Below are 13,913 nucleotides of genomic sequence, written 5' to 3'. Positions count from 1 at the left end.
CACGATCGCCTGCCGGCCGCATGGCCGACGGGTCTGTTCTCGCTGTCCAGTTCCGGCCTCGCCTCTACCGAGTGCCGTGCTCCGTCAGAAGATCCCGCCCGAATCTCGAGGAGTCCGTCCAGATGTCTCTCCGTTTACGCATCGGCAGCCTGGTGGCTGCCGCCGTCTTGATCAGTCCGCTCCTGCCGGCGACAGCCGCGCCGCCGCCATCGGCTACCACCCCGGACGCTGCAGCCACGGCGGGCACGACAGCCCCGGGGCCTACGACCGTGGGCAGCCTGCGGACCAACAGCCTCACCAACCCACTGGGGATCGCGCCAGGTGCACCTCGGCTGAGTTGGCAGCTTGACTCCAGCCGTCGTGGAGCCGCGCAGACGAAGTACGAGGTCCACGTCGCCTCGACAGCCGCCAAGACCGCGGATCCCGACATCTGGAGCAGCGGCGTCGTCACCGACGACCGCTCGGTCGACGTCGCGTACGCCGGGCCAGGCCTGACCCCGTACACCCAGTACTTCTGGCAGGTGCGGGTCTGGGACGACACCGGCACCGCATCCGCCTGGTCCCCAGTCGCTACCTTCGAGACGGCGAACCTCAAGCCCGAGGACTGGCAAGGCGACTGGATCGGCGCCGACAGCCAGCCCGGCGCGGAGTGGACCGACTACACGATCGACGCCGACGTCACCCTCACCAAGGACGCGCTCGGCTTCTTCTTCCGCGGCCGTGGTGGCAACGGCTACATGTGGCAGCTCAACCAGGAGAACGACGCCCGTCCCCTCCTCCGCCCGCACGTGAAGCTTGCCACCGGCTACAGCCTGCTCGGTGAGATCCCGCTCAACGGCGTCAACCTCAAGCAGCGCAACCACCTCAAGATCACCGTCGCGGGCCACACGATCACCACTTGGATCAACAACACCCAGGTCGACCAGCGCGACCGCTCCGACCACGACGCCCCCGGCCTGGTCGGCTTCCGCACCAACGGCGTCGAGGCAGGTGTCGTTCACACCCTCAAGGTCACCAACGCCGCCGGCAAACAGCTCATCGACACGGCCTTCCCCAGCGGCGACCAGACCTTCCCCGACGGCACGGTCCTCCCCACCGGCGGCCTAGAGGTCAAGGGCACCACCGACCTCTGGCTCCCCGGCAAGGCCGTCCCCGTCTTCCGCAAGAACATCACTCTGCCCAAGAGGATCGCCAAGGCCCGGATGTACGCCGCCGCGCAAGGCATCTACGAACTGAGCCTCAACGGCCAGAAGGTCGGCGACCAGCACCTCGCTCCCGGCTGGACCGACTACGCGCACCGGATCCAGTCCCAGAGCTACGACGTCACCAAGCTGATCACCAAGGGCAGCAACACGATCGGCGCCGAGCTGGCCAACGGCTGGTTCGCCGGCAACGTGGCGATGTTCGGCTCCAACAAGTACGGCAGCCAGACTGCCCTGTCCGCCCAGCTCCGGGTGACCTACACCGACGGCACGACCGACGTGTTCGCCACTGACTCGAGCTGGGAGACCGCGCCAGGCGCGGTACAGGCTGCTGATCTGCTCAACGGCGAGACCTACGACGCCCGCAAGACCCCGACCGACTGGACGCCGGTCCAGGTCCGGCCGAGCGCGACGTCCAAGCTGGCCCAGCAAACCGACCAGCCTGTCCGGGTCACCGGAGAGCTGCAGGCCAAGGCGATCGCGTCGCCCACTCCCGGCGTCTACCTCTACGACCTCGGCCAGAACATGGTCGGCGTCGGCAACTTCAAGCTGACCGGCACCCCCGGCCAGACCGTCAAGATCCGGTACGGCGAGGTGCTCAACCCCGACGGCACCCTCTACACCGACAACCTCCGCAGCGCGAAGGCCACCGACCGCTACACCTTCGCCACCAGCGGCCCCGAGACGTACCAGCCGCGCTTCACCTTCCACGGCTTCCGGTACATCGAGCTCAGCGGCCTACCCACCGCCCCACCGGCCAGCGCCATCACCGGCGTCGTGATGGGCACCGACGGAGCCAAGACCAGCAGCTTCATCACCAACTCGGCCTTGGTGAACAAGCTGCACAGCAACATCGTCTGGGGACAGCGCGGCAACTTCCTCTCGATCCCGACCGACACCCCGGCCCGCGACGAGCGGATGGGCTGGACGGGTGACATCAACGTGTTCGCCCGTACCGCCGTCTACAACCTGGATTCGCAGGCCTTCCTCACCAAGTGGTTGCAGGATCTCCGCGACAGCCAAGCGGCCAACGGCGCCTACGCCAGCGTCGCGCCGACCGTGCCCAACTCGTTCGACGGCGGTCTCGGCAATGCAGGCTGGGCCGACGCGGGCGTCAACGTGCCGTGGACACTCTGGCAGGCATACGGCGATACCTCCGTCATCAACCAGCACTACGACTCGATGCGCCGGTACGTCGACTACCTCGTCGCCAGCTCCAACGGGCTCATCCGCGGTGGCGGCGACTACGGCGACTGGCTGAACCTCGACGACCCGACCCCGGGCGACCTGATCGGTACGTCGTTCATCGCCAAGGGCTCGCGCCAGTTGAGCCAGATGGCGGCCGCGATCGGCAACCAGGCCGACGCAGCGAAGTACCAGAAGGTCTACGAGGACACCAAGGCTGCGTTCCAGGCGAGGTTCGTCGCGGCAGACGGCACGGTGGGCACGGACAGCCAGACCGGCTACATCCTCGCCTTCACCAATGACCTGGTCCCGACCGACAAGGTCACCGCGGCCGGCGAGCACTTCGCCAACACGATCCTGCGCCGTGACACTCACCTGTCGACCGGCTTCCTCGGGGTCGACGGGCTGCTGCCGGTGCTCACCAAGATCGGCCGCTCCGACCTCGCGTACAAGCTGTTGCAGAACACCTCCTACCCGTCCTGGGGTTACGAGATCGGCAAGGGCGCGACCACGGTCTGGGAGCGCTGGAACTCGATCAACCCGGACGGCACCTTCAACGACGTCGGGATGAACTCCTTCAACCACTACGCGTACGGCGCTGTCGGCGAGTGGATGTATCGCTCGCTGGCCGGCGTCTCGGCCGCCGAGCCGGGCTACCGCAAGGCGCTGATCGCTCCGACGCCGGGCAACGGCATCGACTCGTCCGACTACCGGTACCAGACCCCGTACGGCGAAATCGCCAGCCGCTGGAAGGGCACGACCGAGTACGGTCTGACGCTGGACGTGACCGTGCCGGCCAACACCACGGCGACCGTACGGATCCCGGCGCCGAACATCGGCGCTGTCACCGAGAGCGGGAATCCGCTGACGGGTGCCGATCACGTGAGCAATGTGGTCGACGAGGGCTCGACCGTCGCGATGACGGTTGCGTCGGGCACCTACAGGTTCGTGGTCGAGCCGGCGCCGATCCGGCTCAGCGTGACCGGCTCGCCGGCCGCCGGAGAGCCCGGTTCGACCGCGACTCTGACGGCCGTGGTGAAGAACCGCTCGACGGCCCCGGTCACCGGCAAGCTCGAGGTGACCGTACCGGAGGGCTGGACGGCGCCGACGACGGAGTCCGTGACCTTGGCACCGGGCACGCAGACCACGGTCACGGCGCGCATCGCAGTACCGGTTGCTGTGAATGCCGGTGCAGTGTCGTTCGGGGTGAAGTTCCTCGATGCGGTGGCGCCGGCGATCGGCTTCACGGTGAATGAGTCGCTGGAGCCGGGCAACGCCATCGACTATGTGGATCTCGGCGTGATGGCGTCCGAGTCGGCGCACTCGTTGACGGCGGCTCCGTCGTCGGGGACGACCGTTGAGGCTGGGCGGACGCGACGGTACGCGGGGATGTTCGTGCCCGGTGCATGGTTCGAGTTCAACCTCGGTATCACGGCCGGCCAGCCGTTCGTCATGCGGTTGGTGGAGACCTACGACAAGGCGCAGACGAAGGACTACGAGGTGCTGGTCAACGGAAAGGTCGTCAAGCATCGGGTGATCAGCAGCCCAGGCGCCGGACTGCAGACCTACCAGTTCGTCGTCGACGACCCGACGCTGCTGACCAGCCCGACCGTCCGGGTGAGGATCCAGCACAACGCGACCGCCTCCGGCTACGACCCGTCCATCGCGGACGTCTGGTCGCTGCCGACGCCCTGATCGCATCTAGCGTCCGGCGCTCCGGCGCCGGACGCTAGATCAGGTAGCGGAACTCGGCGGAGTCGGGCTTGATGCGTTCGATGTCGAGAGGGGCCGCCTCCATCCGGTCGAGCAGACCGGTGAGGTCAGTGGGGCGGCCGATCTCGATGCCGACGAGGGCGACACCGGTCTCCCGGTTGTTGCGCTTCACGTACTCGAACAGGGTGATGTCGTCGTCAGGCCCGAGCACGTCGTCGAGGAATTGCCGCAAAGCTCCCGGCTCCTGGGGGAAGGTCACCAGGAAATAGTGCTTGAGTCCCTTGTGGACAAGGGATCGCTCGAGGATCTCGCCGTACCGGCTGACATCGTTGTTCCCGCCGGAGAGCAGGCACACGACAGTCTGGCCCGGCTTGATCTCGACCCCGTTGCCCAGAGCCGCCGCAGACAAGGCGCCGGCGGGCTCAGCGATGAGCCCGTCGGTCTGGTACAGCTCCAGCATCTCCGAGCAGACCAACCCCTCGGGCACGGACACCATCTCCACCCCAGCGGCCGACACCAAGGGAAGCGTCACGTCACCGACCCGGCGTACCGCAGCGCCGTCCACGAAGCTGTCCAACTGTGGCAGCGTCACTGGCGAGCCGGCAGCCAACGCAGCAGCCATACTTGCTGCCCCACCAGGCTCCACGCCCACAACCCGTACGCCGGGATGCCGCTGCGCGAGCCAAGTCGCCACGCCGGCGATCAGCCCGCCACCTCCCACCGGGACGACCAATACGTCCGGGACCTGGCCGAGCTGCTCCAGGATCTCGATGGCCACCGTGCCCTGCCCTGCAACGGTTCTGGGGTCGTCAAAGGCGGGCACCAGCGTCGCGCCGGTGGCCTCCGCCTCAGCCAGTGCGGCAGCGGCCGCGTCGTCATAGGTGTCGCCTGTCACGATCACCTCGACCTGGTCGCCGCCGAGTGCCGCGATCCTGTCCCGCTTCTGGCGTGGCGTAGTACGGGGAACGTAGACGCGGCCGTGGACGTCGAGGGTGTGGCACGAGTACGCCAGGCCCTGGCCGTGGTTGCCGGCACTCGCGCAGATGACACCGGCCTTCTTCGCGGACTCGTCGAGCTGGGCGATCAGGTTGTACGCCCCGCGCAGCTTGTAGGAACGGCCGATCTGCAGGTCCTCGCGCTTCAGCCAGACGTCAGCGCCCGTGCGTGCGGAGAGTCGCGGGTTGCGCTGCAGCGGAGTACGGACCGCGATCCCGTCGAGCCGCTCGACGGCAGCCTCGATCTGGGCCGCGTCAACCGTGCTTGAAGCAACTGAATGACTCCCCTGCATGACGTTCCTTCCCGTGCATTTGCACGATCTTCTCCGATTTGCTCGCTCCACAAGACACGCCGCGTCCAGAGTTCGGACCGTACAACACTGTTGCGCAACAGGTCCTTGATTCATGCGTGAAACGGGTCCGGCCTGGGCAGTCTAGTTCTCATACGCTCACTCGGTGTAACGGCCAGGGGTCTGGACGGGATGAGCCGAGTAAACCGGTCAACGGGGACTGGAGGGCAGAGATGGAATCGATTCCGTTCAGTCTGTGGGGAGATGCGTTGTGGTGTGGGCAGGAAGTCGTGCGGGAGGCTCCGCACGAGCAGGCGATCCGTCGGCTGTTTCCTGATCCGATCCCGGCGCGCGGCGCAGATTTGGACACCACCGCGGACTTGGTCCCAGAACCGCGGAACCGCTTCGACCCTCGCTCGATCGCTGTTCGGGTGCAGGGAAGTGTGGTCGGCTACTTGCCGAGGGACGATGCGCACCGGTACCACCCGGTGCTGTCGGAACTGGTGGCGCAGGGCCTGCAACCGCAGGTGCCGTGCCACTTGTGGGTCAGTGAATGGGAGCCCGCCGATTGGGAGGGCAAGGGGGACAACGGCACCGAGTTCCACGCCAGCGTCGCCGTCGCCCTGGGCCAGCCGCACATGCTGGTCCCGGTCAACCTGCCACCGCCCGGGAGCTACCACCTGCTGCCACCGGGCAGCGGGATCGTAGTGCCGGGCAGTGAGGTCCATCCGGACGTCCTCACACCGTTCTTCCGGCCGGAAGGCGAGTGCTGGGCGTACGGGACGATGATCGCCGTCGAGGAGGTGGACGGGTTCCAGGAGCGGCACCAGATGGTGGTGGAGATCAGGCTGGACGACGAGCCCGTCGGCCGGCTGAGTCCCCGGCTGAGCGCCGAGTTCCTGCCCGCCATCCACTACCTGGCGGACATGCGGGCCGAGACAGCCGCACGAGTCGCCGTCCGCGGCGACCGGACCGCATCGGAGGTGATTTTGTACGCAGCTCGGAGTCATGATCTGCCGGCGACCTGGCCGGACGGTCTGACCCGGTCTCCAGTGGCTTCTCCACCCTGGCACTACTGGGTCGGTAAAGAGGCGAACTGACGCCAAGGCGGCCGCGCAGTACTCACCTAAAAGGTGGAGGCGGGTACTGCGGGGCTACCGAGGGTTTCAGAGCTTCTGACTGAGCAGCTGGAAGATCTCGTCGTGGGCGCCCGGAAGGTCGTCGTGGCCGAGGTCAGGGTAGGTGCGGTGCTGCTTCGGGCCGGTCAGCTTGTTGTAGACCGCGTACTGCGTCGACGGTGGGCAGGTCTGGTCTTCCAGGCCGGAGTAGAGCGTAACTTCGGCCTGGATCCGGGCTGCCAGGTGCTGTAGGTCGATGTAGCCGAGCGTCGTGAACACCTCCTGCTCGCGCAGGTGCCTGGGGTCGCGCTTCTTGAACCAGGTGGTGATCTCGTTGTACGGGCCCTTGTCGAGGTTGAGCTCCCACGCGCGCTGGTAGTCGGCCAGGAACGGGAACACGCTCGCCGTGTACTTGATGGTCGGCGTCAGGGCCGCGGTGACCAGGCTGAGGCCGCCGCCCTGACTCCAGCCGGTCGTGCCGATCCGGGCCGGGTCGACCCCGGGCAGGGCACCGATGATGTCGGCGAGGCGCCGGGTGTCCAGGAAGACGTGCCGGTACAGCAGCGTCTCGGGGCCGCCGTCCAGACCCTCGACGAGGTGGTTGCGGAGCGAGAAGCTGTTCGGCTGTTGGGTGTCGCTGCGGTAGCCGACCTGCTCGCGGACGTCGAGAGCCGCGACGGTGAACCCGCGGGCGGCGTACGGGAGGAGGTCGACCCAGTTCGGCTGCTCACCGCCGTACCCGTGGAACATCAGGACGGCCGGACCCTCGGGGTTGGCTGGGCGGATCACCTTGGCGTGCACGCGGTAGCCGCCGGTGCCGGTGAAGTACAGATGCTCGGCCTGCGCGAACGGCAGCGGGAAGTCTGTCGCCGGGGCGAACTCGGTCTCCGGGTCGGTACCGGCCAGCTCGGCCAGGCCTTTGTCCCAGAACTCGTCGAAATCGGCCGGCCGGGGGTTGGTCCCCTGGTAGGCGAGCAGTTCCTCGGACGACATCTCGAACGACAGCACGGTCTCCGGACTCCCTTTGTCAGGTCAAACGAACGACCTTCATTCTGCGGGGTCGGCAGGTTCGGCGGCAGTACCGTCCCAGATCTTGTAGCCGTTGGCCGTGTTGAGCCGCTCCCGCAGCTCGGTCTCGAGCTTGTCCACCCGCGCCGGTACGAGCCAGTGCACGGGGATCAGCACCGAGTGCTCCTGCTGCTTGGTGCGCAGGATGATCGCCTGACCTTGCGTAGTACCCGTCCGGCCGACCTCGGTGATGTCCTTCCAATCGGTCCGCAGCCCGCGCACCTGGACGTCGTCGGACCCCAGCCTGAGCAGCACCGGCGGCCAGGCGAGGATCCACAGCCCAGCCAGCACCACGAGCCCGCCCAGTACGCCGAACACGGCCACTGCGGCCGCCGGCACCCCGATACCCCAGAGCACCGCCGCCACGCCCAGCAGAATCAACCCAGCAGCCGGAACCCCGAGGAACCGCCCCGGCCGCATCCGGTACGTCGTACGCATCCACCCAGGATCTCAACCGCCGCCACCGACTCGGATGGCGGGTCCGGTCGAGTCCGTCAGTTGCCGGTCTGGGTCGGGTCGTAGGCGCAGGCGTCGGCGAGGTTCTGCGGCTGGCCGGCCGGCAGCTTGGCCGTGGTGGGCTTCTTGCCCGGCTTCTTCGTGGTCGAGGTCGACGGCTTGTTCGACGGGGTGGAGGCGACCGGCTTGGTCTTCGGCTGGATCGCCTTCTGGACCAGCTCGCGCATCGCCTCGTAGTTCGGGTTCTGGCCGGTCGGGAAGTTCTTCGACTTGTCCAGGTCGACGTTGGTGACGTTGGCGTTCTTCACCTTGAGGCCGAGCTCGATGAAGTCACCCAGGATGTCGCCGGGGATGTCGGTGCGCAGCAGCTGCTTGCCGGCCGCGGCGATCTGGTTGTAGCTCGTCACCAGGGCGGCCGGGCTGGCGCTGTTGACCAGCGCGTGGATCGTGCAGCGCTGCCGCTCCTGCCGGGACGGGTCGCTCAGGCCGTATCGGCCGCGGGCGAACCAGAGGGCGTCGTGACCGTTGAGCTTCTGGTTGGGGCCGGGCTGCAGGTAGCCGGACGGCTTGCGGGCCGTGTTCGAACCCGGGCCGGCGCCGTAGTCGCCACCGATCGGCACCTTGTAGTTGATGTTGACGGTGATCCCGCCGAGGGCGTCGATGATCTGCTCGAAGCCCTTGAGGTTGACCTGCATGTAGTAGTCGATGTCGAGGCCGAGGGCAGCGCCGGCCGACAGTTTGAGCACGTCCGCGCCCATGTTGTCGGTCGGGCCCAGCAGGCCCGGGTACTTCTTCGGGATGTTGTCGTACATCGAGTCGAGGTAGTACTCCGGCTGCTCGGCCGGGCCGCTCGGGTCGTAGTACCCGTCCGGGTACTTCTCGTGCAGCGGGGAGTCCTCGGGGAACGGCATCCGCATCCAGTTCCGGCTGAGCGAGATCAGCGCGGTGTCACCGGTCTTGGTGTCGATACTGGCGACGATCACCGTGTCGGTCCGGGTGCCCTCGCGGCCGACGCCGTCGTCGGCGCCGAGCAGGACGATGTTGAGCCGGGGCTTCTTGGCCCACGGGTCCTTCTTGTCGACGTTCGGCCGGGTGGCGCTCTTGGAGTCCTTCTCGGACTTGAAGACGCTGCCGACCAGGTCGCGCTGGGCCATCACGGTCTGCGCGGCGAAGGTGGTCGGGACCGCGATGCCGAAGCAGAGCAGCCCGACGAAGGCCGAGCCGGTGAACCGGCCGACCGAGGTCAGGCTGATCGGGCGGAGCAGTTTGTGGCTGGAGACGACGATGCAGATCCAGATGAAGCCCATCACCAGGACGCCGCCGGTGGCCAACAGCAGGCGGCTCGGGTCGACGGCCAGGTCGACGATGGCGCCACGCTGGGTGAGGGCGACGTACGCGGCGAGCAGCAGCAGGCCGGCGTACAGGGTGATCACGAACGCGCCGAGCTTTTTTCGGCCGCCCATGACGAAGCCGAGGCCGGGGATCAGGGCACTGAGCAGCGTCAGGCCGAGGGCCTTGGAGACGGTCCGGGTGCGGAAGGCCCGCTGGGCAGGTTGCCGGGAACGGTTGGCGCGAGGCGCGGACCTGCGTCCAGCTGCGCGAGTACTCCGCGTCATGGCTCCGTTCCCTGATCGACGACGTGGCGGCGTGCGGGACCGTCAGAGTAGGTCCCCTGTACATCAGACGCCGACACGGCCTCCTTGGTTGACGTCACGTTACGACCCCCGTCGATTCGGCCAGGTTACAGGTGAACGAAACCCTTCCCCAAGACGGCCATCCGGCCCCACTTTGCTGCCGGACCGGTTGTCCGGATAGTCTTGGCCGTCGTCGCGTCGCACTATGACGCAACGGAGGAGGCGTCGCCTAGTCCGGTCGATGGCGCCCGCCTGCTAAGCGGGTTGAGGGTAATCCCCTCTCGAGGGTTCAAATCCCTCCGCCTCCGCACTACCCGAGAGCCGCCCAGCCGCAAGGCGAGGCGGCTCTCTGCTTTTCCCCACCCATCTCGCGGCGCCACCCGGCCCCGGACCGCCACCACACACCAAGCGCGGCGCCAGGCGACCAAACCAGCAGCCCTGAGCCTGCGCCACGGGCTCAGCCGGCCATCGGTAGCTCTGGAGAACCGGCCGCCAGAACCCGAGGGTCGTGTACCTACCGACAGGACATAGTCGGCTACTCAATTGAGCCGCACGCTCACGGAGGTGCTGGTCAGCCCGAAAACGAGCACTACGTCCTGTCGGTAGGCACGTTCACGGCTCGCCGCCCTCGACGACACGTCCCGTCCGGGCCATACCGGGCCGATCAGGTCCACTCCATGGGCTGATCGGCTTCGAAGGACTAGGTGCCGTCAGCATCCAGGCGAAGGCGAGGTGGCGCGCAGCGCCACGAGCTGGGTACGGCGTACGGGGTGAGGTCGGCGGGCGTACTGGTGGTTAGCCGAAGGCTAGGTTTTTGGCCTCCGCCAGGCGGTGGGTTGAGCGGGTGGTCATTGGTTCGGTGGCGGCGATCAGGTGGGTTACGCCTAGGGATTCGTATTCTTTGAATGACTGGGCCAGTTCCTCGACTGTTCCGTTGAGGGTGGTTGCTTCTGGCTCGGTGACGGAGGGCTGGTCGGGGTCTGTGACGGTGATGCCGACGGTTAGCTCGACGGAGTCGGTGGGGCGGTCGGTCTTGGCTATGGCGGACCGCATGTCGTCGAGGCGGCTTCGGACCGTGTCGTCTACCTGGCCGAACCAGGCTGTGTTCCATTGGTCGGCCCATTTCGCGGTGAGGTCGAGCATGCGGGGGCGGCGGGCTGCGACCAGGAGCGGGATCTGGCGCGCAGGCGGCGGTTGCAGCGCCAGGTCCTGAACGCGGTGGTACGTACCGTCGAACGTCACCGTCTCGTGCCGCAGCAGCCGGGCGACGATCTCCAGCCACTCCTCGAACCGCGCGACCCGGTGATCAGTCGGCAGACCGAAGGCCTCGTACTCCGGGTCGTGCCAACCAGCGCCCACCCCAAGAATCAGCCGCCCGTCCGACACCAGGTCGAGCGTCGCCGCCATCTTCGCCGTCAGCCCCGGGTCCCGGAACGACGAGCAGAGCACCATGTTGCCCAGCTCCACCCGCGAGGTCACCGCAGCGACCGCACTCAGCAGCGTCCACGACTCATGCATCCCGTAAACAGTCTCGTCGGGCGCCTTGTAGAAGTAGTGATCAGCCAGCCACACCGAGTCGAGCCCAGCCTCGTCCGCCGCGACCGCCATCGCCTTGACATCCGCCCAGGTCGGCATCCCTCCGGTCGGTCCGTCGTTCCCACCGACCGGCAGCATCACTCCGATTTTCATCTCGCCAACCTAATCCGCCCGCCGCCGATCCGCGCCCCCAATCTGCGGCGGGCAGACCGGTCAGCTGAAGGCCAGGTCCAGCAGCCCACCGGAGAAGCCCGGCCTCAGTACCGCCTCCACACGCAGGTACTGCGCCCGTACGGGAGCAAACGAAACCGAGTTGGCCCGATCTCGCTCCACCCCGTACGCCGATGAGCCCACCACCTCTCGCCACGTGGAACCGTCAAGCCACAGCACCCGCCATGCGGCCGGCATCCGACAGGCGCCGAACCCAGTGTCGTCAAACCAATACGCAGACACCCCAGAGACCACCCGTACCGCCCGCAGGTCGTACTGGATCCACTCGGTCGTCCCCCGCCGATCCCACCAGGTGAAGCGCGGTATGGACGTGTCAGCCGACGACGACGGAGTACGCCCGTCGTCGACCGCCTCCAGCGAGTCCCCGTCGTTGACATGCGACGCGGTCACCCGAGTGCGGTACCGCCACTCAGCACCCCTGGCAGCAACCGACGGGAAGGAGGTGATGCGCAGCCGAGCCGCCCCCATCGGCACCAGCGTCACTTGCTCCACCGGCTGCGTGGACCGCGCCGGGCTGGCCTGCAGTAGCCCGACCACGTCCTCGCTGTCCGCCTCCCACTGGGGGATGCGTCGAGCCGACCCTTTCAAGAGCAGTGGCGTACCGGCGTGGGTAAACGGATTGGCGTCGCGCGGGACAGTACGGCGTACCAGGTCGAAGCTGCTGCCGGCGACCAGGCCGTAGTTCCAGGGGGACTCTGGATAGACGGCTAGCTCCGGCCACTCCGGCGTACCGCCGATGACCTCGGTGCGCTCCTCGATAGCCAGCGAATACGTCAGCGGGCCACGAGAGACCGACACGGCGCCCTGGTTGGCGGACCAGGTCCGGGTGGTCGTCCGCATCGGCAGGACAAGCTTCACCCGGTCACCGGAGCGCCAGGCGCGATCCAGCTTGACCCAGCCGCCCTCGGCTCGCGCCGGGGTCTTAACCGAGTTAACCGTGACAGTGAACTCCGCTGCCCAGCCAGGAACCCTTAGATACAAGGGGAATCGAGCACTGCCGGTTACGGTGAGCGTGATGGCGTCCCCGAACGGGTAGTCGGTGTCCGCGACGATGCTTACCGTAGTACCGGCTGCTCCTACCTTCGCTGTGACCTTGCTGGCGGCATACATAGAGGCGGCGAGCCCGTTGTCGGTAGTAGCCAGCCACAGCTCCTGCGCGTAGTACGGCCAGCCCATGCCGTAGTTGTGCGGGCAGCACCGGTACTGATGCACCCCGTACTTGTAAGCCTGCATGGCAAAGCCGTTCTGGAACTGCCCATGCTTCACCCCGTCGTCCAGCTGGATGCTGTTGGCGGACGTGATGTAGTGCAGGACCTTCTGCTGCTCGTCATACGAGGCAGGGAGCAGGTTGAGGGCCAATTCCTCGCACCGGTCGGTCCAGGAGGTATCACCGGTAAAGCGAGTCAGCATCTCGAACGTGTGCATCAGCTCGACGATCCCGCACGTCTCGAAGCCCTGCCGCGGATCACCGAACCCAGGTCGCGAGTTCTCGTCCCCAGCGAACCCACCGCCCGGGAACTGGCCATAGAGCCCCATGATCGTCGCGTAGTTCCGGTACGTCGCTGCGCTGTGCGCAGGATCGCCGCTGAGCAACCCGTATTGCAGCGGCTCCCGGATCCCCTGCGCCAGGTTGACGTTGTGCCAGGTAGGGATGCCGTTGACGTAGTCGGCCGAGCCCGAGTGCATCTTGCCGACCAAGTCGAGCAACCACTCGTCGCCGGTCCGGTTGTAGAGCCAGTAGGCGCTGTCGATGTTGTCACCCCACCGGTACGCGCCCCACGACCGGTTGAACACCTCAGCCGGCTGCCCGTCCTGGAACTGCAGATACCGCGTCATGAACGGGATAACCCGCTCATCCCCGCTGTACTCGTACCAAGACCGGAAGGCCGCCAGCAACGGCATCCCCGGCCAGAAGTCAGGCCCACCCTCCAGCGAGGTCCGCAATCGCGATGGGCCGAACCAGCCGTCAGGCGCCTGGGTAGCGATGATCCCGTTGAGCCAGCGCTCGGCCCTGGTCAGTACGCCGGTATCGCCGGTGACATATCCGAGGTCGCCGAACCCCCTGAGCCAGTAGGGCAGCTCCTCCCAGGCACCCTGCGACGGGTCGACCCAGCCGTTGCCCTCGTAGGGGAGGAAGTCGGAGATCTCGTCGTACCGTCCGCAGAGGCCCTTCACCTGCAGGTCGAGCTGCTGCGCCAGCCAGCCGCGTGGCTCGATAGCGCCGGGTGGGAGCTTCTGGAAGGGCACTGGTTGCAGGGGAGCACGGTTGGGGACGTAATGGCCGCCCCGACCGGCAGGCGGCTCGAAAGGAGCAGTGGGAGTAGCGGCGTGGGCGGCGGATGAGTTGACGGTCATGCCGGCAGCCAGGCCGCCGGTTGCGAGCAGGAAGTCACGACGGTGGATCCCTTCGACCATGATGAAGCCTTTCGCGTGATGGTTCGGGGCGGGTTGCATCACACTGATTGCGGAAAAACGGCACACGTTT

At 67.1% G+C, this 13,913-nt stretch carries 8 protein-coding genes and 1 tRNA gene; 3 read left to right on the top strand and 6 right to left on the bottom strand.

Features of this window, described 5'->3' with window-relative positions; all coding sequences use genetic code 11:
- The first annotated feature begins 122 nt into the window (after positions 1-122).
- Positions 123-4,082: a family 78 glycoside hydrolase catalytic domain gene (locus ABD768_RS26320; protein WP_344844965.1), complete on the top strand. Its 3,960-nt coding sequence runs from the start codon at positions 123-125 to the stop codon at positions 4,080-4,082.
- A gap of 34 nt (positions 4,083-4,116) precedes the next feature.
- Here ABD768_RS26320 and ilvA read toward each other — a convergent pair whose 3' ends face one another.
- A complete protein-coding gene (gene ilvA / locus ABD768_RS26315) occupies positions 4,117-5,388 on the bottom strand; it encodes a threonine ammonia-lyase IlvA (protein ID WP_344844963.1) in 1,272 nt (423 codons plus the stop codon).
- Positions 5,389-5,618: 230 nt separating this feature from the next.
- Between ilvA and ABD768_RS26310 the strand changes: the two genes are divergently transcribed.
- Positions 5,619-6,485, top strand: coding sequence for a hypothetical protein (locus ABD768_RS26310; RefSeq protein WP_343966970.1), 867 nt, complete (start codon positions 5,619-5,621; stop codon positions 6,483-6,485).
- A 66-nt stretch (positions 6,486-6,551) separates the two neighbouring features.
- Here the strand turns inward: ABD768_RS26310 and ABD768_RS26305 are convergent, their stop codons facing one another.
- From ABD768_RS26305 to ABD768_RS26295, 3 genes are read right to left on the bottom strand one after another with little or no spacing between them, the layout of a single operon-like run.
- Positions 6,552-7,511 (bottom strand): acetylxylan esterase, encoded by a 960-nt coding sequence (locus ABD768_RS26305; RefSeq protein WP_344844960.1) that lies wholly within the window; start codon positions 7,509-7,511, stop codon positions 6,552-6,554.
- A 39-nt stretch (positions 7,512-7,550) separates the two neighbouring features.
- Positions 7,551-8,009 (bottom strand): hypothetical protein, encoded by a 459-nt coding sequence (locus ABD768_RS26300; RefSeq protein ID WP_344844959.1) that lies wholly within the window; start codon positions 8,007-8,009, stop codon positions 7,551-7,553.
- Between the two features lie 56 nt (positions 8,010-8,065).
- Positions 8,066-9,643 carry an LCP family protein gene (locus tag ABD768_RS26295; RefSeq protein WP_344844957.1) on the bottom strand — a complete coding sequence of 526 codons (1,578 nt, stop codon included), beginning with the start codon at positions 9,641-9,643 and terminating at the stop codon, positions 8,066-8,068.
- Between the two features lie 236 nt (positions 9,644-9,879).
- Here ABD768_RS26295 and ABD768_RS26290 point away from each other — a divergent pair.
- A tRNA-Ser gene (locus ABD768_RS26290) sits at positions 9,880-9,969 on the top strand.
- Positions 9,970-10,456: 487 nt separating this feature from the next.
- Here the strand turns inward: ABD768_RS26290 and ABD768_RS26285 are convergent.
- Together ABD768_RS26285 and ABD768_RS26280 are read right to left on the bottom strand one after the other, a co-directional pair.
- Complete coding sequence (locus tag ABD768_RS26285) at positions 10,457-11,350, bottom strand: LLM class flavin-dependent oxidoreductase (RefSeq protein WP_344844954.1); 894 nt, start codon at positions 11,348-11,350, stop codon at positions 10,457-10,459.
- A gap of 60 nt (positions 11,351-11,410) precedes the next feature.
- Positions 11,411-13,843: a beta-L-arabinofuranosidase domain-containing protein gene (locus ABD768_RS26280; RefSeq protein ID WP_344844953.1), complete on the bottom strand. Its 2,433-nt coding sequence runs from the start codon at positions 13,841-13,843 to the stop codon at positions 11,411-11,413.
- Between the last annotated feature and the right edge of the window lie 70 nt (positions 13,844-13,913).

It is taken from the genome of Kribbella ginsengisoli (genome assembly GCF_039537185.1).
Classification (GTDB): Bacteria; Actinomycetota; Actinomycetes; order Propionibacteriales; family Kribbellaceae; genus Kribbella; species Kribbella koreensis.
This window is presented reverse-complemented; position numbering and strand designations above follow the sequence as displayed.

Coding starts and splice junctions, on each gene's coding strand:
- ABD768_RS26320 (WP_344844965.1), top strand. CDS start 123: ATGTCTCTCCGTTTACGCATCGGCAGCCTGGTGGCTGCCGCCGTCTTG.
- ilvA (WP_344844963.1), bottom strand. CDS start 5,388: ATGCAGGGGAGTCATTCAGTTGCTTCAAGCACGGTTGACGCGGCCCAG.
- ABD768_RS26310 (WP_343966970.1), top strand. CDS start 5,619: ATGGAATCGATTCCGTTCAGTCTGTGGGGAGATGCGTTGTGGTGTGGG.
- ABD768_RS26300 (WP_344844959.1), bottom strand. CDS start 8,009: ATGCGTACGACGTACCGGATGCGGCCGGGGCGGTTCCTCGGGGTTCCG.
- ABD768_RS26295 (WP_344844957.1), bottom strand. CDS start 9,643: ATGACGCGGAGTACTCGCGCAGCTGGACGCAGGTCCGCGCCTCGCGCC.
- ABD768_RS26285 (WP_344844954.1), bottom strand. CDS start 11,350: ATGAAAATCGGAGTGATGCTGCCGGTCGGTGGGAACGACGGACCGACC.
- ABD768_RS26280 (WP_344844953.1), bottom strand. CDS start 13,843: ATGGTCGAAGGGATCCACCGTCGTGACTTCCTGCTCGCAACCGGCGGC.